The sequence below is a fragment of the Bradyrhizobium sp. P3_C3 genome, from assembly GCF_056402655.1.
Window position 1 is genome coordinate 158,042 of sequence record NZ_JBFUGY010000001.1, and the last position, 19,419, is coordinate 177,460.

The following is a 19,419-nucleotide window of genomic DNA, read 5'->3' on the forward strand; positions in this document are numbered from 1 at the left end:
AGGCCGGGCATGAAAGGTCGTATTACTCGGCTGCTTCCGACGTCGGCGCCGGTCCCACCTTGGAGTTGTGCAGGTCGACGTTGAGGCCGAGCGAGCGCATTTCCTTGACCAGCACGTTGAACGATTCCGGAATACCGGCCTCGAACGTGTCGTCGCCGCGGACGATCGCCTCGTACACCTTGGTACGGCCGGCGACGTCGTCCGACTTCACCGTCAGCATCTCCTGGAGCGTGTACGCCGCGCCGTAAGCCTCGAGCGCCCACACCTCCATTTCGCCGAAGCGCTGGCCACCGAACTGCGCCTTGCCGCCCAGCGGCTGCTGGGTAACGAGCGAGTACGGACCGATCGAACGCGCGTGGATCTTGTCGTCCACGAGATGGTGCAGCTTGAGCATGTAGATGTAGCCCACCGTCACCTTGCGATCGAAGGCATCGCCGGTACGGCCGTCATAGACGGTCGACTGACCCGAAGCGTCGAGACCGGCAAGCTTCAGCATCTCCTCGATGTCGGCTTCCTTGGCGCCATCGAACACCGGCGTCGCGATCGGCACGCCGCGGCTCAGATTGTGGCCAAGCTCGATCAACTCGTTGTCGTTGAGCGACTTGATCGTCTCGTCCTCGCCGTAGACCTTCTTCAAGGTTTCCTTCAGCGGCTTGATGTCCTGCTTCGACAGATAGGCATCGACCGTCTGGCCGATACGCTTGCCGAGGCCGGCGCAAGCCCAGCCGAGATGGGTCTCGAGGATCTGTCCGACGTTCATGCGCGAGGGCACGCCAAGCGGATTGAGCACGATGTCGGCATGCGTACCGTCTTCGAGGAACGGCATGTCCTCGATCGGCACGATCTTCGACACCACGCCCTTGTTGCCGTGGCGGCCGGCCATCTTGTCGCCGGGCTGGATCTTGCGCTTCACCGCGACGAAGACCTTGACCATCTTCATCACGCCGGGCGGCAATTCGTCACCCCGCTGAAGCTTCTCGACCTTGTCGAGGAAGCGCTGTTCCAGCCCCTTCTTCGACTCGTCGTACTGCTTCCGCATGGCCTCGATCTCGGCCATCAGCTTGTCGTTCGGCGAAGCGAACAGCCACCACTGCGACTTCGGGTACTCCTCGAGCACCGCACGGGTGATCTTGGTGTCCTTCTTGAAGCCCTTCGGGCCCGCAATGCCCTGCCGTCCCTCGAGGAGCTCGGCAAGACGGTTGTAGACGTTGCGGTCCAGGATCGCCTGCTCGTCGTCGCGGTCCTTGGCCAGACGCTCGATCTCTTCCCGCTCGATCGCCAGCGCACGCTCGTCCTTGTCGACGCCGTGACGGTTGAACACGCGCACTTCCACGATCGTGCCCTGCACTCCCGGAGGAACGCGCAGCGAGGTGTCACGAACGTCGGAGGCCTTTTCGCCGAAGATGGCGCGCAGAAGCTTTTCTTCCGGCGTCATCGGGCTTTCGCCCTTCGGCGTGATCTTGCCGACCAGGATGTCGCCGGCGCGCACTTCCGCGCCGATGTAGACGATACCGGCTTCGTCGAGGTTCTTCAGCGCTTCTTCCGAGACGTTCGGAATGTCGCGGGTGATTTCCTCAGGCCCGAGCTTGGTGTCGCGGGCCATCACCTCGAACTCCTCGATGTGGATCGAGGTGAAGACGTCTTCCTTCACGATCCGCTCGGAGAGCAGGATCGAATCTTCGAAGTTGTAGCCGTTCCACGGCATGAACGCGACCAGCACGTTCCGCCCCAGCGCGAGCTCACCGAGATCGGTCGACGGACCGTCGGCGATGATGTCGCCCTTCTTGACGATGTCGCCGACCTTCACCAGCGGACGCTGGTTAATGCAGGTCGACTGGTTGGAGCGCTGGTACTTCATCAGACGGTAGATATCGACGCCCGACTTGGTCGGATCGAGATCTTCCGTGGCGCGGATGACGACGCGGGTCGCGTCGATCTGGTCGATCACGCCCGAACGGCGCGCCGCGATCGCGGCGCCCGAGTCACGCGCAACCACGCCTTCCATGCCGGTGCCGACGAACGGCGCCTCGGCGCGAACCAGCGGCACCGCTTGGCGCTGCATGTTCGAGCCCATCAGCGCGCGGTTGGCGTCGTCGTTCTCGAGGAACGGGATCAGCGCCGCGGCGACCGAAACGAGCTGCTTCGGCGACACGTCCATGTAGTCGACCTTGTCCGGCGTCACCGGCAAGACTTCGCCGGCGTGACGGCAGACCACGAGATCTTCGGTGAAGCGGCCCTTCGGGTCGAGCGGCACGTTGGCCTGCGCGACCGTGTAGCGACCCTCTTCCATCGCCGAGAGGTACACGACCTCGTCGGTGACGCGACCGTCCTTGACCTTGCGGTACGGCGTCTCGACGAAGCCGTACTTGTTCACGCGCGCGAAGGTCGCGAGCGAGTTGATCAGGCCGATGTTCGGACCTTCCGGCGTCTCGATCGGGCAGATGCGGCCGTAATGCGTCGGATGCACGTCGCGCACCTCGAAGCCGGCGCGCTCGCGGGTCAGACCGCCCGGTCCAAGCGCCGAGAGGCGGCGCTTGTGGGTGATCTCCGACAGCGGGTTGGTCTGGTCCATGAACTGCGAGAGCTGCGAGGAACCGAAGAACTCGCGCACGGCGGCAGCCGCCGGCTTCGCGTTGATCAGGTCCTGCGGCATGACCGTGTCGATGTCGACCGAGGACATGCGCTCCTTGATCGCGCGCTCCATGCGCAGGAGGCCGATGCGGTACTGGTTCTCCATGAGCTCGCCGACCGAGCGCACGCGGCGGTTGCCGAGATGGTCGATGTCGTCGATCTCGCCCTTGCCGTCGCGCAAATCCACCAGCGTCTTGATGACGGAGAGGATGTCTTCCTTGCGCAGCGTACGCTGGGTGTCGGGCGCATCGAGGTCGAGGCGCATGTTCATCTTGACGCGGCCGACCGCGGACAGGTCGTAGCGCTCGGCGTCGAAGAACAGCGACTGGAACATCGCCTGCGCCGAATCCAGCGTCGGCGGCTCGCCCGGACGCATCACGCGGTAGATGTCGAACAGCGCGTCCTCACGCGTCATGTTCTTGTCGGCCGAGAGCGTGTTGCGGATGTAGGCGCCGACATTGACGTGGTCGATGTCGAGCAGCGGCAGCTCCTTGTAGCCCTGCTCGTTGAGGGCCTTCATCGACTTGTCGGTGATCTCTTCACCGGCTTCCGCGTGGATCTCACCGGTCTTCGGGTTGACGAGGTCCTCGGCGAGATAGTTGCCGACGAGCTCCTCATCGGACAGCCGCAGCGCCTTCAGGCCCTTCTCCTGCATCTGACGCGCACCGCGCACGGTGAGCTTCTTGCCGGCCTCGAGCACGACCTTGCCGGTGTCGGCGTCGATCAGGTCGTTGATGGTCGAGTAGCCGCGGAAACGGTTGGCGTCGAACGGAACGCGCCAGCCTTCCTTGGTCCGCTTGTAGAGAATCTTCTTGTAGAACGTGGACAGGATCGCCTCGCCGTCGAGGCCGAGCGCGAACATCAGCGACGTCACCGGAATCTTGCGGCGACGGTCGATACGCGCATAGACGATGTCCTTGGCGTCGAACTCGATGTCGAGCCAGGAGCCGCGATACGGGATGACGCGGGCGGCGAACAGCAGCTTGCCCGAGGAATGGGTCTTGCCCTTGTCGTGGTCGAAGAACACGCCGGGCGAACGGTGCATCTGCGAGACGATAACGCGCTCGGTGCCGTTGACGATGAAGGTGCCGTTCATCGTCATGAGCGGAATGTCGCCCATGTAGACGTCCTGCTCCTTGATGTCCTTCACCGACTTCGCGCCGGTTTCCTCGTCGATATCGAACACGATGAGGCGCAGCGTCACCTTGAGGGGTGCCGCGAAGGTCATGCCGCGCTGGCGGCACTCGTCGACGTCGTATTTCGGCTGCTCGAACTCGTAGCGGACGAATTCCAGCATCGAGGTGCCCGAGAAGTCGGAGATCGGGAACACCGAGCGGAACACAGCCTGCAGGCCCTCGTCGAGACGCCCGCCCGCGGGTTCGTCGACCATCAGGAACTGGTCATAGGACGCCTTCTGAACCTCGATGAGGTTCGGCATCTCGGCGACTTCCTTGATGTGTCCGAAGAACTTGCGAACGCGTTTGCGACCGGTGAATGTCTGCTGCGCCATCGTGGCCTCTCATTTCGTCGCCCGCTCCGGGCGCGCCGTCCAGGACGCGGTTGCCACCGCTCCCCGGGTTGAATTTTTCGAACCCGCTTTGGGGACCAAAAATCCAGTTTCAGGCCGTCATGTCCTGAATCTGTTCTTCAGACCTTCAAAACGCAAAACGACGCGCGGGGCGCATAGGCACGCCCGCCCGTCACAACGATTGTCTTCACGGACTGCAAAAGCCCGAAATAGCCTGCTCTCCCAACGGCTTACAGGGAATCCGGCATCCCTGCCCACCGCGCTTTCGTGCTGTCGAACCGATATGGGGCGACAATAGTCGAGATTCGAGGGGTTAACCTTCAAATCCCAACACTTTTTCGTGTTCGGCCTACGTCGGAGCGCTCCGTCGCACGCCTTTTGCATCTGGCCCGCCCCTTTTGGGGATGGACCAGGATCCCGGGCCTCGCATGATGCGCGCCCCGGGATCCGGCCAGTAAGCGTTGCTTACTTGAGCTCGACCTTCGCGCCAGCCTTCTCGAGCTGGACCTTGATCTTCTCGGCTTCGTCCTTGTTCACGCCTTCCTTGACAGGCTTCGGCGCGCCCTCGACGAGGTCCTTTGCTTCCTTCAGGCCCAGGCCGGTGATCGCGCGGACTTCCTTGATGACCTCGATCTTCTTGTCGCCGGCGGCGGCAAGAACGACCGTGAACTCGGTCTTCTCTTCGGCCGGAGCGGCGGCAGCGCCACCACCAGCCGGGCCGGCCACGGCGACAGCCGCGGCAGCCGAAACGCCCCACTTCTCTTCGAGGAGCTTCGCGAGTTCGGCAGCTTCGAGCACGGTGAGGCTCGAGAGGTCGTCAACGATCTTCTGCAAGTCAGCCATTGTTCAGTTTCCTTAAGTGTAAGTCTGGTTCGGGTTTGAGTTTTGCGAAGGGCGTCAGGCCGCTTCGCCCTTTGAGGCATGAGCCTGGATGACGCGCGCGAGCTTGCCCGCGGGCGCATTGGCGAGCTGAGCGATCTTGGTCGCCGGCGCCACAAGAAGGCCGACGATCTTGGCGCGCAGTTCATCAAGCGACGGCAGCGAGGCAAGTGCCTTCACGCTGTCGACATTCAGGACGGTCTTTCCCATCGAGCCGCCAATGATGACGAACTTTTCGTTCGTCTTGGCGAATTCGACGGCGACCTTCGGCGCCGCTACCGGATCGTTCGAAGTGGCGATCACGGTCGGTCCCTTCAGCATGGGGCCGATGGCAACGACGTCAGTGCCTTCAAGAGCAATTTTGGCGAGACGGTTCTTCGAGACCTTCACCGAGGCGCCAGCCTGCTTCATCTGCATACGCAGCTTCTGCATCTGGGCAACGGTCAGGCCGGAATATTGAGCAACGACCGCGACGCTCGTGGTCTTGAAGACCCCATTGAGCTGTTCGACCGCTTCCTTTTTTGCCGCTCGTTCCACAGCAAGCTCTTTCCGGTTGGCGGTCATCGCGAGAAGCGGGACCGCCGGGTTGCACCCATCGCCCCACCCAAAACCTGAACCTCGGGGCCAAAACCCCTAGGACACGCGCCGGGCGAGACGACAATTCAAAGCCTGCCCTCCGGGAGCCCTCAAAGCCCACGGCGTGTCGAGGTCCGAACCAGACCCGTTTCGCGAACCAGCCATTGAAGCTGGGCGCGAAGTGAAATCCGGTCTTCACCCGTCTATGCAGGCCATGCGATTAAGCCGTTGAGAAATCGAAATTTCCCGCGGGCGCCTGCAGTCTTGGACAGGACAAGGTCAGCCGGCGAACCGCCCGACCCCTGCCCGCACTCCACCAACCGACGGGTTTTCCTTCCTTTTCGGGCAAATCCTCACGGACGTCCTGAAAAGGAATGATCTCCTGTCTTGTCGGGTTTTCGGAATGCGTGCACGAACGCGCCAGCCGAGGCCGGCACGTCCGGAAGCGGTTCTTTAACCGCTCGGAGCCCGCTTGCCAAGAGCAAAATTCACACCAGTTCCAATCCATTGCCGGCCGGGCTTGAGGCCGCCCGACAAGGGCCGATTCAGGCCGATTTGACCCCGTATGGCAGCGGCTTGCCCGCGAAGAACGCCGTCAGGTTCGCCAGCACGCAGTTCTGCATGGCGACGTGCGATTCGAGGGTGTGGCCGCCGATATGCGGGGCGAACACGACATTGGGGAGCGCCGTCAGCACGTCGGGGGCGTGCGGTTCCTTATCGAAGACGTCGAGGCCGGCGCCGGCGATGGTCCTGTCGGTCAGGGCCGCGACCAGGGCCTTCTCGTCGATCACTGAGCCGCGGGAGATGTTGACGACATAGCCGTGCTCCCCGAGTCGCCCGAGGATATCGGCGTTGACGACGTGCTGGGTCTCGGCCCCTGCCCGGACCGCGATCATCAGCACGCTGCACCAGTCGGCCAGCGCCTCCAGCGTCGGGAAATATTGATAGGGCAGATCGTATTTGGTGCGGCTGAAATAGCCGACCTCGCTCTCGAAGGCGGCGCAGCGGGCCGCAATCTTGCGGCCGATCTCGCCCATGCCGTAGACGCCGATGCGGCGGCCGGGCATGCCCGCCTGCGGGCGCATCATCGGCGACTGCCTTGAGCCGGCCCAATCGCCGCTGCGGACATATTGGTCGGCGACCAGGATCCGCCGCGTCGTCGCCAGCATCAGGGTCATCGCGATGTCAGCGACGGAAGCCGCATTGGCACCGGGGCTGTGGCCGACCGCGATGTTGCGGGCGGCGGCCGCCTTCAGGTCGACGCCATCATAGCCGGTGCCGTAGCAGACGATGGCGCCGAGTTTTGGGAACAGGTCCATCGCATCTGCGGCGAGCGGCGAGCCGCCAGCGGTGAGCATCGCGCGGATGCCGCCGAGCTCATCGGCCGAAAACACCTCGCGCGCCGGCTTGCCGCCGGTGTCGAGCAGTTCGAACCGCTCGGCGAAACGCGCCATCATCGTCTTCGGGAAGCGCGAGTAGATCAGGACCTTGTCAGCCATTTTTCTTGTTTCCCGGTTCTTGCTTCCGATGACAGCCACAAACGACGAGGGGCGGAATCGGTTGCCCAATTCCGCCCCTCGCCTCATGCAATTTCCAAACCTCAGCCGAGGCAAGCCTTAACCGAGAATGGTGCCCGGCTCGACCTTCACGCCGGGGCCCATCGTCGAGGACACCGCAACGCGCTGGATGTAGGTGCCCTTGGAGCCAGCCGGCTTCGCCTTCGAGACAGCATCGGCCAGGGCCTTGATGTTCTCGACCAGCTTCTCCTCGGAGAACGAGGCCTTGCCGACGCCAGCCTGCAAAATGCCGGCCTTCTCGACGCGGAACTCGACCGAGCCGCCCTTGGCACCCTTCACCGCACCGGTGACGTCCATGGTCACGGTGCCGATCTTCGGGTTCGGCATCAGGCCGCGCGGGCCGAGCACCTTACCGAGACGGCCGACCAGCGGCATCATGTCGGGGGTGGCGATGCAGCGGTCGAAATCGATCGAGCCGTTCTGCACCTTCTCGACCAGGTCTTCGGCGCCGACGACGTCGGCACCAGCAGCCTTGGCTTCGTCAGCCTTGGCGCCGCGGGCGAACACGCCGACGCGGAGCGTACGACCGGTGCCGTTCGGCAGGGTCACGACGCCGCGGACCATCTGGTCGGCGTGACGCGGATCGACGCCGAGATTGATCGCGACCTCGATGGTCTCGTCGAACTTCGCCTTGGCGCGTTCCTTGACCATCTTGATGGCGTCCGCGAGCGGGTAAAGCTTTTCGCGGTCAACACCTTCGCGGGCTTTGTTCAAACGCTTTCCGATTGCCATGACCGCTTACCCCGCCACTTCCAGACCCATCGAACGGGCAGAGCCCTCGACCATCTTCATGGCCGACTCGATGGAATCGCAATTGAGATCCTTCATCTTCTTCTCGGCGATCTCGCGCACCTGCGCCTTGGTCACCTTGCCGGCCTTGTCGCGGCCCGGCGCCTTCGAGCCGGACTGGATCTTGGCGGCCTGCTTGAGGAAGAAGGACATCGGGGGGGTCTTCATCTCGAACGTGAACGAACGATCGGCGTAGATCGTGATCACGACGGGAATCGGGGTGTTCTTCTCTTCCTTCTGGGTCTGGGCGTTGAACGCCTTGCAGAACTCCATGATGTTGAGACCGCGCTGACCAAGCGCGGGACCGATCGGGGGCGAAGGATTCGCCGCACCGGCCGGGACCTGAAGCTTCAGGTATCCGGTCACTTTCTTTGCCATGTATCACTCCTGTTGTGCCGGCTGGGCCGGCGGTTTCAGGTTCGTGGTCTGGGTCGGATGCGGCTGGCAACCGCCCTCTCCCTCCCACGGCCTCTTGCTAGCGTGAGACCGAAGCCTCACGCCTCGTCCGATCAGACCTTCTCGACCTGACCGAATTCCAGTTCGACCGGCGTGGCGCGGCCGAAGATCGACACCGCGACCTTCACGCGCGAGCGCGCCTCGTCGATTTCCTCGACCACACCCGAGAACGAGGCGAACGGGCCATCGGCCACGCGCACGTTCTCGCCGATCTCGAACGACACCGACGCCTTCGGCCGTTCCACGCCCTCCTGCACCTGGTGCAGGATGCGCATGGCCTCGGCTTCCGAGATCGGCATCGGCTTGTTCTCGGCGCCGAGGAAGCCCGTGACCTTCGGGGTGTTCTTGATCAGATGAAACGCCTCGTCGGTCAGCTTCATCTTCACCAGCACGTAGCCCGGGAAGAACTTGCGCTCGGCGTCGATCTTGCGGCCGCGGCGCACTTCCGTGACCTTCTCGGTCGGAACCAGCACCAGCTCGAACAGTTCCTCGAGCCCGCGCTGCTTGGCCTGCTCGCGGATCGATTCGGCGACCTTCTTCTCGAAGTTCGAGTAGGCGTGGACGATGTACCAGCGCTTGTCGGTCGATTGGGTTGCAGCGGCTGTTGCCATCAGTGAATGCCCAAAAGGAAGGTGATGAGGTAACGGATGATCTGATCGGCGGCGAAGAAGAATATCGAGGCCACGGCGACCATCACGAACACCATGATGGTGGTGATCGTGGTCTCACGACGGGTCGGCCAGGTGACCTTGGCGGTCTCCGAGCGCACTTCCTGCAAAAACTTGAACGGGCTGACTGCCATCGTTTGATGTCCAACGTCCGTCGACAGACGCGAATGAATTTCAGGGATCCGAACAGCCGCCGTTGGCCCAGCCCTCTGTCTCGAAGGATGAGCCGGGAAACCGGGCTCGATTGTTCGGGGATTTCAAAGCCGCGCCGGAAATCCGCGTTTAACGGGCCGGCTGCGAGTGCGGGGTAGATACTGCGGATGGTGCCAAAGGTCAAGGTGTGGGCTGCCCGAGACACGCGCGGCCGAGGCCAGCGGACCCGATCCGGATCAAGGGCTTACCCGGTCCGCATGATCCACGGTCCGAGCTTGTCGGCCCGCCACCGTCCTGCCTGTCGATCCTGATTGTCTGGGATTAGCTGGCAGGAGTGGCAGGGCTCGAACCTGCGACCCCCGGTTTTGGAGTTTGATGGTCCGGGTGACGATCAATATCGATCGGTATCTTTCCTGTAGAAAGACGTTTGATTTCCCTAGACTACCATCAGTTTCCGGTGATGATGGGTAGCGATCTTTGACGCTACCTGATGCTACCCGTGCTACCGGAGCGCTACCCATGAGTTCCACCGCCCCCCTTAAGTTGACTGATGCCGTGGTCCGCAAGCTAACGTTGAGCGAGGACATGCCGGACGGTCGCATCTTCTTCGACGGCGAGCTTCCGCGGTTCGGCGTGCGCGTCTACCGCAGCGGCCGCAAGCTCTGGTTCTGCCAGTACCGGTTCGGTAAGCAGACCCGGAAGGAGACCATCGGGCTCACGACCGAGAAGACCGCCGAGCAGGCGCGCGATATCGCCAAGGACATCTTCGCCCACGTCCGGCTCGGCCGGGATCCGGTAGCCGAGCGCCAACAGCGGCAGGCCGACGCCGAGGACAGGTTCAGCCTGTTCGTCGCGGCCTACCTCCAGGAGAAGCTGCACCCCATCAAGCCGGGCAAGAAGCCGATGCGGCCGCGCAGCTATGAGGAGGTAAAGCGGCACCTCGAAACCCACTGCGCCCCCTTCGCCAACAAGCCGATCCGGAGCATCACCAAGGGCGACGTGGCCGACCTGTACAAGGACATTTCGCGAGAGAGCGGCGCCGGCGCGGCAAGCCACACCTGGGCGAGCCTGCGGGCGATGATGGATTGGGCAGTTCGGAACGACAAGCTGGAGCGGAACGTCGCCGCCCTCTATGACGGCGGCGGCACCACCCCTCCCCGCGACCGGAAGCTGTCCGACGCCGAGATCGCGATCATCTGGAAGGCCTGCCGGGACGATCAGTTCGGCAACATCGTGAAACTGCTCCTGCTCACCGGCGCGCGACGCGACGAGGTCGGGCATATGCCGATCGCCGAGATCGACTTTGAGGCGCACGAATGGGTGTTGCCGGAGGAGCGAGCGAAGAACGGCAGGGCGCATCTGGTGCCCCTGACCGATGCCTCCGTCGCCATCCTGCAGAAGGCCGTCGAGGCACAGGACGCGTTCGTGTTCGGCTACGGGAAAGAGCGCGGCTTCTCCGGCTGGTCAAAGGCAAAAACCGCACTCGACAAGCGCATCACCAAGGCCGGCCACAAGCTCGAGCCCTGGACGCTGCACGATCTGCGCCGGACCTTCGCCACCGGTTTGCAGCGGTTGAAGGTCGAGCCGCACATCATCGAGGCCTGTCTAAACCACGCACCACCGAAGCTACAGAGAACCTACCAGCTTCACGACTATGCGGACGAGAAGCTGGCGGCGCTGAACCGATGGGCCGCCCATGTCGACGCGATCGTCACCGGGAAAAAAACCGACAACGTGACCAGCATTCGCGAGGCCGCCCATGGTTGAGGCAGCATCGATATCGCATAACGACGCACGAGAGCTTGTAGGTAAGGCGCTATATGGCGAGGACTGGATTGGATCTCTGACCGCTGCCGAAATCGAATTGCTTCATGGGCAGCACGGCCCGAAGCGTCACCCCAGGCCGAAAGGCTCCAGCGGCTATTTCGAGATAATCGCACGCTGCCCTTCGCCCGCGCTGGCTCGAAAACTGGACCAAGCGATCGGACGTGATCGCCGCATGATCATCCAGTCGACCACCGTGCTCGAATGGCTTGATCAAAGCGGCTTTCCGGCGCTGGCAAAGCAATATTCGAGAAGTGATCTTTCTAAGGCCATCGCTGAGATCGCAGCGCTTGGGGCGATCGCTACGCCTCGCGGGAAACGCGGGCCGGTGAAGGGCTCCATTGCGAGATATGCCGAGGACGATCGTTCTAAGTTCCCGCAGATGAAGCGATTGATGGACGGCGGCTTAAGCATGACAGCAGCTTCTGAGGCATTGGCGGATCAACTTAAGGGCGGCGGCACGCGCGCCAGTCGAGCGACAAGGCTCCGGAGATTGTTTCAGCAGGAAGCCTCATAAAACTCGCTCCCACAATCTCCGACTAACTTTCTGTCGCAACGACCGCGACGCCTCTACGCCAATAGTCACCGATCCACGCAAAACCGGTGACGACATGAATAATCGCAACGTAGCCGCCCTTCCTGATCCGTACTTCGGGACTGCCGAGGCAGCACAGTACTACAATTATTCGGAAAGCCATTTCCGCGCCCTGGTGCGCGCCGGCAAAGTCCCGCAGCCGGTCCGCATCAACGGCAAGCTGTTGTGGCGCCAGTCTCGCCTGGATGCCCACGCGCGAGCCCTTGAGGTCGCCCAGGGCGTCATCCCCCCGAACGCAGCATGAGAAAGCACCGCCCTCGGCAAAAGGGCGGCTTTCTTTTTTCGGATCAGCAATTCGGGATCAGCGATCATGCTTAAATCTCAATCATCGACCTGCCGCAACGCACTACCAACCGCGCCCTCCCCGCAGAGACGCGCGCGCATTTGCCAGGCAATCGGCCGCGAGATAGCGCTCGAATATTTTCGCCGCACGAACGCCAAGCGCGAGGCAAGGGCGCGCATGGCGATCGGCCTGAGGCCCTTTCCTCGGAAATCGATCTACTGGGGGCGCTGCTGATGGCCGCCGCGATCCTCCCCTTGCATGTGCCTCGCATCGTTCGAGAGCCGGACGCGCTCGGCTGGCTTGTCATCTACCGTTCGTTCGGCTGGTCCTACGGCTCGCGCATTGAAGCACTCGCGGCGTGGCACGAGCTAGCCCAGGACATGCAGCCATGAGCGCAAAACCCACAACGCTCGCCGAGCCGATCGAGATTGCAAAATTCTGGAAAAACCGCGGGCGCAATGAATCCCTGCATGTGTCGCTGAGCGAGTACGAGGGCCACCCCCTCGTCAATGTCCGCATCTACACCACGGGCAACGACGGGATCGACCGGCCGACACAGAAGGGCGTGGCGATGGGCATCCGTAAATTGCCGGAACTGGCCCGCGCGCTGGTCAAAGCAGAGGCCGAGGCTCGCCGGCTGGGATTGCTCGGCAGCGAGGCCGCGGAATGAACGCGCTCCGCAGCATGGCCGCGGCGCTCGGCGGCGACGTTGTCGGCCGCTCCATCCTCTGCCCAGGGCCAGGACATTCGCCGCGTGACCGATCGCTTTCGGTAAGACTGGAGGCCGCCGCGCCCGACGGCTTCATTGTGCATAGCCACGCCGGCGACGACTGGCGCCCTTGCCGCGAGCACGTGTTGCAACGGCTTGGCCGCTCGGCATCCGAGCCGGTGAAACGGGAACGTAACGTTTCAGTAACGGCGCCGCGCAGCGACAACAGCATGGCACAAGCGCTCTGGCGCGAAGCCGTCGAGCCGCGCGGTACGCTCGCCGAGATCTACCTTGCAGGCCGCCGGCTCAAGTTGCCGGAAGATATCGCAAACCGTGTTGTCCGCTTCCATGCCGCTTGCCCGTTTGGCCCTGGTGTCCGTCATCCCTGCATGCTGCTCGCCTTTCGGTCTATCGGCGATGACAAGCTGCAGGCGATCCACCGCACGGCGCTGACGCAGGACGGCGCCAAAATCGATCGCAAGATGCTCGGCCCGGTGGCTGGCGCTGCGATCAAGATCGACCCCGACGAGAACGTCGAGCAAGGGCTCGCGATCGGCGAAGGGTTTGAGACTTGCCTTGCCGGCCGGCTGCTCGGCTTCCGCCCGGTGTGGGCCCTCGGCTCGGCGCAGGCGATCAAGACATTCGCCGTGCTGCCCGGCATCGGGGCATTGACGGTCTTAGCCGAGACCGACGACAGCGGCGCCAACGCCCAGGCAATCAAGGAATGCGGGGCCCGATGGGCTGCCGCACAGTGTGAGGTTTTAGTCGCGACGCCGCGCGTAGCTGGCGACATCAACGACGCGGTGATGGCATGAAACTCGCAGCCCCGACGCCTCGCGCGGCCGAACTCGTTACGCTCGAATATTTCGTGCCGGACGCACCGGCCGATGATTGGCAGGGCCCGACCGAGATCCCAGAAGGTGCCGACGGCGAGCCTGTGCTCGATGGCGCGATCAGCGCCAAACCGCCCGTCTCTGCGAAGCCGCTGCCACTGACCTATTTCGACGATTGCGGGCAGTACATCCAGAAGGATTCCGTCATCAAGGGCGTGATCACGATCCGCGAGACATCGGCATGGATCGCGCCGCCTGGAGCCGGCAAGTCTGCCCTGCTCACCGAGATATCTGTAGCCTGTGCGGCCGGCATCGACTGGCACGGACACAAGACGCGGAGGCGCTGTGGCGTGGTTATCTTCGCCCTGGAGCGCGCGGACCTCTTCAAGCGCCGCCTGCAGGTCTATCGCCAGCGCGACGGGCTGTCCGGGCTGCCCATCGCCGTCGCGGACCAGGTTGTCGACATTCTCGACCCGCGCAGCGTCGACCTCATCGTCAACACGGTGAAGGCAGCAGCCGAGAGGTTCGGCTGTGACGTCGGCCTGGTCGGCATCGACACCTACGCCAAGGCCATCGCAGCCGCCGGCGGCGACGAGGACAAGGCCAGGGACCAGAACCGGGCGGCAGCCCACCTCCGCATGGTCCACAGTCGGATCCAGACCCACATCGCGTTGGTCGGCCACACCGGCAAGGACGAGAGCCGCGGCGCGCGCGGCAGCAATGCCCACGTCGGCGACGTCGACATCATGGTCCAGATCAGCGGCGACACGGTGAAGCGCGCTGATGTCATCAAGGGCAATGATAGCGCCCAGGGCGAGCTCGTGAGTTTCCGGCTCGAGGCGTACGAGCTCGGCCGGGACGAGGACGGCGACCCGATCACCACGTCCATCGTGGTCGGCGAAGATGGCACAACCGGCCACGCCGCGATGGGGCGCAAGAAGCCAAAGCTGCCGCCCGTTCCGACCGCAGCACTGCGCGCGCTCCTCGAATGCGCCGCCGACAATCCGGCCGCCGCACCGCCCGACGACCACATCCCGAAGGGTGTCACATGCGTCACATTGGACACTTGGCGCGCAAGACTTGCAAAGCTGTCGATTATCAACCCGGATGGCAACCCGCGCCAGCAGTTCCTACGGATTCATGTGACACTCAAAAACGCTGGCGCAATAGGCATTTGGGGCGACTTCGCATGACCTGTCACATAGCGTCACGCCCCGTCACATGTGACGCTGTGACACCTGCCCGTCACATGTCACGTCACATCCGCCCCTCTTTAGAGGGCGGTGTGGGTGTGACAGAGGGCCAGGTCACCACCGTGATCAGGTGAAGCAACCGAGCAGACCACGGCAAACACAGCACAGACGGAGAGATCACGGGACAGCGGGACATCACGAAAGGGGGCTGTGGCAGGTGTTGTGAGCTCGCAGGAGCCGAGGCAGGAGTTTACGGCGCGGTGCCGGCACCGGCGGCCGAGGCGCCCGCCCATGGCTGTCTCCACCATATACCGCCCCCCACCGCCCAAACCATCCACAACCCGTACGGAACACCGGCTATACAAACCGGTGCTCCATCTGATAGATTCGCATGCAAATCAGTGCTTTGCGGCAATCAGGCGGGTCGATGGCGCGATCAGGTAGCGAGCGGGTAGCGAGACCGGCCATCGGAGGCCGATCGGTGCCGTCGAAAGGGCTCTCAGGCGCGGGTGCCAACTCGGTCTTTCACTCTGTTGAAGCAGACCAGGCGCGCCCGTGCACGCGCGAGGCCGGGGGTGGGCCCTCCGATTCCAGAACCCGCCACGCGGCCGGTGGGGGCCGAAACCCGCCGTCTCAAACCATCGGTGGTGTCCCCCGGTCACGATTGACCCCGAAAACGTCCCGCCCCCGATTTTTTATTCCGCGTGAGAATTCCCGAACCCCGAACTCAGGAGCGCAGCATGCCGAAATCTGCTGGTGAATCGATGAAAGTCACGCGAGGCCCCGCGCCGCCGGCGCCGCCGTCCCGGCCGATCATGCATCAGACGCCGCCGACGGCTCCGAAGGTCTCTCCGATGTCTCCGGGAGCCCCGAAGATCGCGGCGGATCTCAAGCCGTCAGGCGAACAGTCCGGGGGCAGTATCGACCCGCGCCAGCAGCGGTACTGAGCCGTGCCGCTTGTGACCGTGACGATAGATTTTCCAGCCACCGCACTGGAAAAGCGATTTCAGGAAGTCGACTACGCCGCGCGCGGTTTGGCCTTGGCATCGCAGGCAATGAAGAGTGCCGGCGGGCAGAAGCTTAGCGGCAACATCGCCACCGACGGCGCCGTGGTGATTGGCAGCTGGATCTACAGCCCGCAGGCCGCAAGCTGATCATCTGACTTTCAACCTCCGGAGACCTCCATCATGACCGCGACCATCAGCCGCCCAAGCGCCATTCCCACAACGCCGCCGCCCGGCTGGGAGTGGGAAACCCCGAAGTATCGCGTGGGCATCGCCGTCTATCCCTCGCCGAACAGTCGCTTCCGGCTCGAGCCGCCCTTTACCAGCTGCTCGGATTCGAACTGCTGGCAGTATGCGGATCGGGCCTACGAGCAAGGTGAAATCGTCGAGACCCGCGAGTGGCCGCATGCGAATTTTCATCCGCTGAACTATTCGGCCAAAAAGGTGGTCGAGTTCTTCAATGGCCGGGTCAAATCGCGGCTGCCGCGCGCGCCCTGGAAGGACGGGAAAGTCGTTCTCACGGACGGGCTGGGTCTGACTGGCAGCGGCCCGCGGCCGCAGGTCAAGACGGCCGACGTATCCGCCGCATAACGAGGCACAGGCGCGCGACTGCGGCCGCCCTGCAATAAGGACGTTCAACGATGAGCATCGCGCGCCCTGTCGAGGGTTACCAGGGTTTGGTCGAGGCCTGCCGCGCGCGGGCCCAAGAACTGGAAATCAGCCGCCTCGAGATTGATCGATTGGGCGGCTTGACGCCCGGCTACGCCGGCAAGCTCCTCGGAAATGGACACAGCAAGAGGATCTGGCCCGTAGGCTTTGAAACGCTATTGGAAGTCCTGGGAATGCAGGTGTTGCTTATTGAGAATCCAACCACCACTGCGAAGACGCTTGCTCGTCGTGAACCGGTCAATCGCGCACAACAGCGCTTCGCCAACAACAGCAATTCCCCGAAGCAAATCGCTGCACAAAAGCCGACCGCCGCAACCCACCAAAACAAGACGCCTCCGGAATCACACGCCCATCTCCGCGTGGTCCAAATGAAACGTCGAGGAGCCAGGTATGGCTGAACTTGCGACGATCGATCGACCCAAGCCGATCCCTCTCAAGGTACGGGTGGCGATAAGGAGCTTGGCAACGGGCGAGTGCAAGACCGTCACGGCAGCGGCTGAGAAGGTCGGGCTAACTCGCGAACATCTCAGCAGGCAGATAGGCAGGCCGCACGTCTCTGAATATTTGAACCAGCAGACGCGGCGTCATCTAGCCACAGCCGCCGCGCGGGCCGGCGCTGCCAAGGTCGAGTTGCTCGACTGCGACAATGCCATGGTCCGCGACCGGGCGAGCTCGTTCGTCCTGGGGCTCGCCGGTATCCAGCCGGCCAGCCAGCCCAGCGTCAACCTGAACATCGAGGTGAAGGCCGGCTACGTCATCGATCTCAGGGACGACCACGAGTTCCCGCCCAAGGTCATCGATCATGTCTGAAAAACCCAAGCCGATCTCCGCGAAGGTTCGGGCCGCCATCGATGCCATGGTCGCGGATACGGCCAAGACGATTACCGACGCCGCCGCCGTCGCCGGCATCAGCCGCGAGCACCTCTCCCGCGAGCTATCGAAGCCTCACGTCGCCGAGCACATGCGCCAGAAGATCAAGCGCACGCTTGTCGTCGGGGCCGCCCGTGCTGGTGCCACGAAGCTTGCACTGCTCGACAGCTCGAACGAGATGGTCCGTGATCGCGCCTCAAGCTACGTCCTGGGCCTGATCGGTGTCGTGCCCGAGGCGGCGGCATCAGCAGCACCTTCCGGCATCGCGTCGCCAGGCGTGGTCATCCAGATCATTACTCACGATCCCAGGCCGCCCATGATCGACGTCACGCCCGCGCAGATCGAGATCATTAGACCGTAAGTATCGCGTCATCGGCCCGGAGCCGGCGCGGCAGATCGAGATTCAGTCGTCTCCCAAAGAAATAGAGGGCATGACGGACGGCGGCGTCACGTTAAATCGGACAGCAACGTGGAAAGTAGTTCGATCGCAAATGGGCTATTACGGTATGTTCGTACGAGGGGGCGGTGGCACCGTCATCTCAGGCTCCGCCTCGGAGGTCATCAGATCCCTTTGGGGCCTTTTAGTTAGGTGACCCTTCACCCGCACCACCGATCCAATACGGAGGCGACCACTCTCTTCTAGGTGTTGAAACGCGTCGGCCGGTATCGAACAAGTAACCTGCTTCCCACGGGACGACCGATATACAAAGGTTTTACTCGGAGAATTCACAATTTCGACTCTGCCAACATCGGTGACGGCCTGCTTCTCGATCCGCTTAAAGGCCCGATGCATTGTAGTGCCAGCGCGCTCGTTAACAGAAACAGATAACACCGAATTGCCTTCTCGGGCCGAGAATACGACGCTCTCTATTTTGTTCTGATCGGACGGAATTATCTGTTGTAGATTGTCAAGCAAGGCGAACCGTTGTTCGGCGAGGCTGTCTGAGAGATGTCCCGTATTTGCTTCTGAAACGAGCTCTGCTGTTTCTTGGAAAAACAGGTCCCTCTGTTTCATAAATGAAGCTTGGGCATCTTCAACCGTCAGCGGTGCCTCTGCGGTTCTTCTTTTCAATTGAGCATCATTTATCCGCGGTTCTTCCAGTACCAACACCAGGCTGCCGGGAACCGCACGTGCCGGAAAATCATATGTCGCGCTTTTTGCACCAGCCAAAAATGCTGGACTCAACAGGCGACGCGCGGCCTCGTAGGAATCATCAATAAGAGATTTTAGCAGGTTGAAAGGAATGCTCTTGTGGGTCAAACGTTCGCCGCGAAAAGCGATCGAGAAGTAACCGTTCGCTTCTTCAAGGCTATCAGGCGCCTGCTCCATGTGCGCAAAAAGCGGAACGTTTCGCTTTGGGAGCAACTTCTCTGGAAATTCTTCTTGAGCACATGCCCAGTATCGTTGGACAGTGAGAGCGCGATCAAGTTCAACTACCCAAATATTCGGGTTGTTCAGCGCGCCGCGAACGGACAGAGCACCCGAACGAAGCGCATCAATCGCCTCCTCGGTCGCCTGGACAACCGCGAAATAACTCGACGCTCCCCGCGTTCCAACATGATGAAATAGCGCGTTAAAAAGACCGAAAGAGGCAGTAAAGGTCAGTGGACCGTCAAACTCGTATAGAGTTTCAACCGGGACAATCGGGTTCGTTGTCCACGGTTTTGATGCTGGCTCATTAATAGACCACATCACATGGGTCCCAATGGATCATCTTGCTGTGGCACCATCGGCTGCAAAGCTACCGCGAACTGTGCTGATATATCTAAATTGTGAACTTTCCAGAATGTCGCATGGCCCGGCTGCTGTTTGGAGGGCGTCGACAGCACTTGACCTTCTGTACCGGCCAATACGCCAACTACGATGAAGGATGTTCGAAAGCCGTCGTAGAGCTCGCGAGCATGGTAAGCAGACTGCAGGTCTTGCCAAACCGAGCAGCCCCAATTTTTGCAGTTTGAACGCTTCGCCCCTCTCGCCTCAACGTCTGAGGCAAAATCGGATGGGGCAGGCGAAAAAGCTGATACCGATCGGTAGATCGTCCCCACCGATGTTGCTCCTTGCAAAGGACAGTCTTCCGGAATTTCGGGATGGTACTCGTACGGCATGGTTCCCCAAGGATTTTTTTGCAGCCTTACCCGAGAGTCGGGGTGCAATGCAACTTATCGTTGGTCTAGATGCCGA

Annotated in this window: 22 protein-coding genes; 12 read left to right on the top strand and 10 right to left on the bottom strand. The window is 62.3% G+C overall.

Features of this window, described 5'->3' with window-relative positions:
- Positions 1-22 precede the first annotated feature (22 nt).
- From rpoB to secE, 8 genes are all read right to left on the bottom strand, one after another.
- Entirely contained in the window at positions 23-4,141 is a 4,119-nt protein-coding gene (rpoB, locus tag AC1DW2_RS00870; RefSeq protein WP_028152884.1) for a DNA-directed RNA polymerase subunit beta, read from the bottom strand.
- 483 nt (positions 4,142-4,624) lie between these two features.
- On the bottom strand, positions 4,625-5,002 hold the full coding sequence (gene rplL, locus AC1DW2_RS00875) for a 50S ribosomal protein L7/L12 (RefSeq protein WP_028152883.1): 378 nt from the start codon (positions 5,000-5,002) through the stop codon (positions 4,625-4,627).
- Between the two features lie 54 nt (positions 5,003-5,056).
- Complete coding sequence (gene rplJ, locus AC1DW2_RS00880; protein ID WP_063986291.1) at positions 5,057-5,575, bottom strand: 50S ribosomal protein L10; 519 nt, start codon at positions 5,573-5,575, stop codon at positions 5,057-5,059.
- Positions 5,576-6,159: 584 nt separating this feature from the next.
- The gene (locus AC1DW2_RS00885; protein WP_477005060.1) at positions 6,160-7,113 is read right to left on the bottom strand and encodes a 2-hydroxyacid dehydrogenase; all 954 of its coding nucleotides are present in this window, start codon (positions 7,111-7,113) and stop codon (positions 6,160-6,162) included.
- Positions 7,114-7,230: 117 nt separating this feature from the next.
- A complete protein-coding gene (gene rplA, locus AC1DW2_RS00890) occupies positions 7,231-7,923 on the bottom strand; it encodes a 50S ribosomal protein L1 (protein ID WP_014494487.1) in 693 nt (230 codons plus the stop codon).
- Positions 7,924-7,929: 6 nt separating this feature from the next.
- Positions 7,930-8,358: a 50S ribosomal protein L11 gene (rplK, locus tag AC1DW2_RS00895; protein WP_006611824.1), complete on the bottom strand. Its 429-nt coding sequence runs from the start codon at positions 8,356-8,358 to the stop codon at positions 7,930-7,932.
- A 131-nt stretch (positions 8,359-8,489) separates the two neighbouring features.
- Positions 8,490-9,047: a transcription termination/antitermination protein NusG gene (nusG, locus tag AC1DW2_RS00900; protein ID WP_063982569.1), complete on the bottom strand. Its 558-nt coding sequence runs from the start codon at positions 9,045-9,047 to the stop codon at positions 8,490-8,492.
- Positions 9,047-9,238 (bottom strand): preprotein translocase subunit SecE, encoded by a 192-nt coding sequence (gene secE / locus AC1DW2_RS00905; RefSeq protein ID WP_007611620.1) that lies wholly within the window; start codon positions 9,236-9,238, stop codon positions 9,047-9,049. Before secE ends, nusG begins: the two co-directional genes overlap by 1 nt.
- 538 nt (positions 9,239-9,776) lie before the next feature.
- Here secE and AC1DW2_RS00910 point away from each other — a divergent pair.
- The 12 genes from AC1DW2_RS00910 (at position 9,777) to AC1DW2_RS00965 (ending at position 17,598) form a co-directional block, all read left to right on the top strand.
- Complete coding sequence (locus AC1DW2_RS00910; protein WP_477005061.1) at positions 9,777-11,024, top strand: tyrosine-type recombinase/integrase; 1,248 nt, start codon at positions 9,777-9,779, stop codon at positions 11,022-11,024.
- Positions 11,017-11,598, top strand: a complete 582-nt coding sequence (locus AC1DW2_RS00915) for a hypothetical protein (RefSeq protein WP_477005062.1) — start codon at positions 11,017-11,019, stop codon at positions 11,596-11,598. The genes AC1DW2_RS00910 and AC1DW2_RS00915 overlap by 8 nt, the downstream gene beginning before the upstream one ends.
- Positions 11,599-11,692: 94 nt before the next feature.
- A complete protein-coding gene (locus AC1DW2_RS00920; protein WP_477005063.1) occupies positions 11,693-11,920 on the top strand; it encodes a helix-turn-helix transcriptional regulator in 228 nt (75 codons plus the stop codon).
- 272 nt (positions 11,921-12,192) lie between these two features.
- Positions 12,193-12,351, top strand: a complete 159-nt coding sequence (locus tag AC1DW2_RS00925) for a hypothetical protein (RefSeq protein ID WP_477005064.1) — start codon at positions 12,193-12,195, stop codon at positions 12,349-12,351.
- Positions 12,348-12,629 (top strand): transcriptional coactivator p15/PC4 family protein, encoded by a 282-nt coding sequence (locus AC1DW2_RS00930; RefSeq protein ID WP_477005065.1) that lies wholly within the window; start codon positions 12,348-12,350, stop codon positions 12,627-12,629. The genes AC1DW2_RS00925 and AC1DW2_RS00930 overlap by 4 nt, the downstream gene beginning before the upstream one ends.
- Complete coding sequence (locus AC1DW2_RS00935) at positions 12,626-13,483, top strand: DUF7146 domain-containing protein (protein ID WP_477005066.1); 858 nt, start codon at positions 12,626-12,628, stop codon at positions 13,481-13,483. Before AC1DW2_RS00930 ends, AC1DW2_RS00935 begins: the two co-directional genes overlap by 4 nt.
- Complete coding sequence (locus AC1DW2_RS00940; RefSeq protein WP_477005067.1) at positions 13,480-14,694, top strand: AAA family ATPase; 1,215 nt, start codon at positions 13,480-13,482, stop codon at positions 14,692-14,694. The genes AC1DW2_RS00935 and AC1DW2_RS00940 overlap by 4 nt, the downstream gene beginning before the upstream one ends.
- A 950-nt stretch (positions 14,695-15,644) precedes the next feature.
- Positions 15,645-15,848 carry a hypothetical protein gene (locus tag AC1DW2_RS00945; RefSeq protein WP_477005068.1) on the top strand — a complete coding sequence of 68 codons (204 nt, stop codon included), beginning with the start codon at positions 15,645-15,647 and terminating at the stop codon, positions 15,846-15,848.
- A gap of 33 nt (positions 15,849-15,881) precedes the next feature.
- A complete protein-coding gene (locus AC1DW2_RS00950) occupies positions 15,882-16,289 on the top strand; it encodes a hypothetical protein (RefSeq protein ID WP_477005069.1) in 408 nt (135 codons plus the stop codon).
- Positions 16,290-16,339: 50 nt separating this feature from the next.
- On the top strand, positions 16,340-16,765 hold the full coding sequence (locus AC1DW2_RS00955) for a hypothetical protein (protein ID WP_477005070.1): 426 nt from the start codon (positions 16,340-16,342) through the stop codon (positions 16,763-16,765).
- Entirely contained in the window at positions 16,758-17,177 is a 420-nt protein-coding gene (locus AC1DW2_RS00960; protein WP_477005071.1) for a hypothetical protein, read from the top strand. Before AC1DW2_RS00955 ends, AC1DW2_RS00960 begins: the two co-directional genes overlap by 8 nt.
- Positions 17,170-17,598 carry a hypothetical protein gene (locus tag AC1DW2_RS00965; protein WP_477005072.1) on the top strand — a complete coding sequence of 143 codons (429 nt, stop codon included), beginning with the start codon at positions 17,170-17,172 and terminating at the stop codon, positions 17,596-17,598. Before AC1DW2_RS00960 ends, AC1DW2_RS00965 begins: the two co-directional genes overlap by 8 nt.
- 138 nt (positions 17,599-17,736) lie before the next feature.
- Here the strand turns inward: AC1DW2_RS00965 and AC1DW2_RS00970 are convergent, their stop codons facing one another.
- A complete protein-coding gene (locus AC1DW2_RS00970) occupies positions 17,737-18,930 on the bottom strand; it encodes a single stranded DNA-binding domain-containing protein (protein WP_477005073.1) in 1,194 nt (397 codons plus the stop codon).
- Entirely contained in the window at positions 18,930-19,283 is a 354-nt protein-coding gene (locus AC1DW2_RS00975; RefSeq protein ID WP_477005074.1) for a hypothetical protein, read from the bottom strand. Before AC1DW2_RS00975 ends, AC1DW2_RS00970 begins: the two co-directional genes overlap by 1 nt.
- Positions 19,284-19,419: the final 136 nt, after the last annotated feature.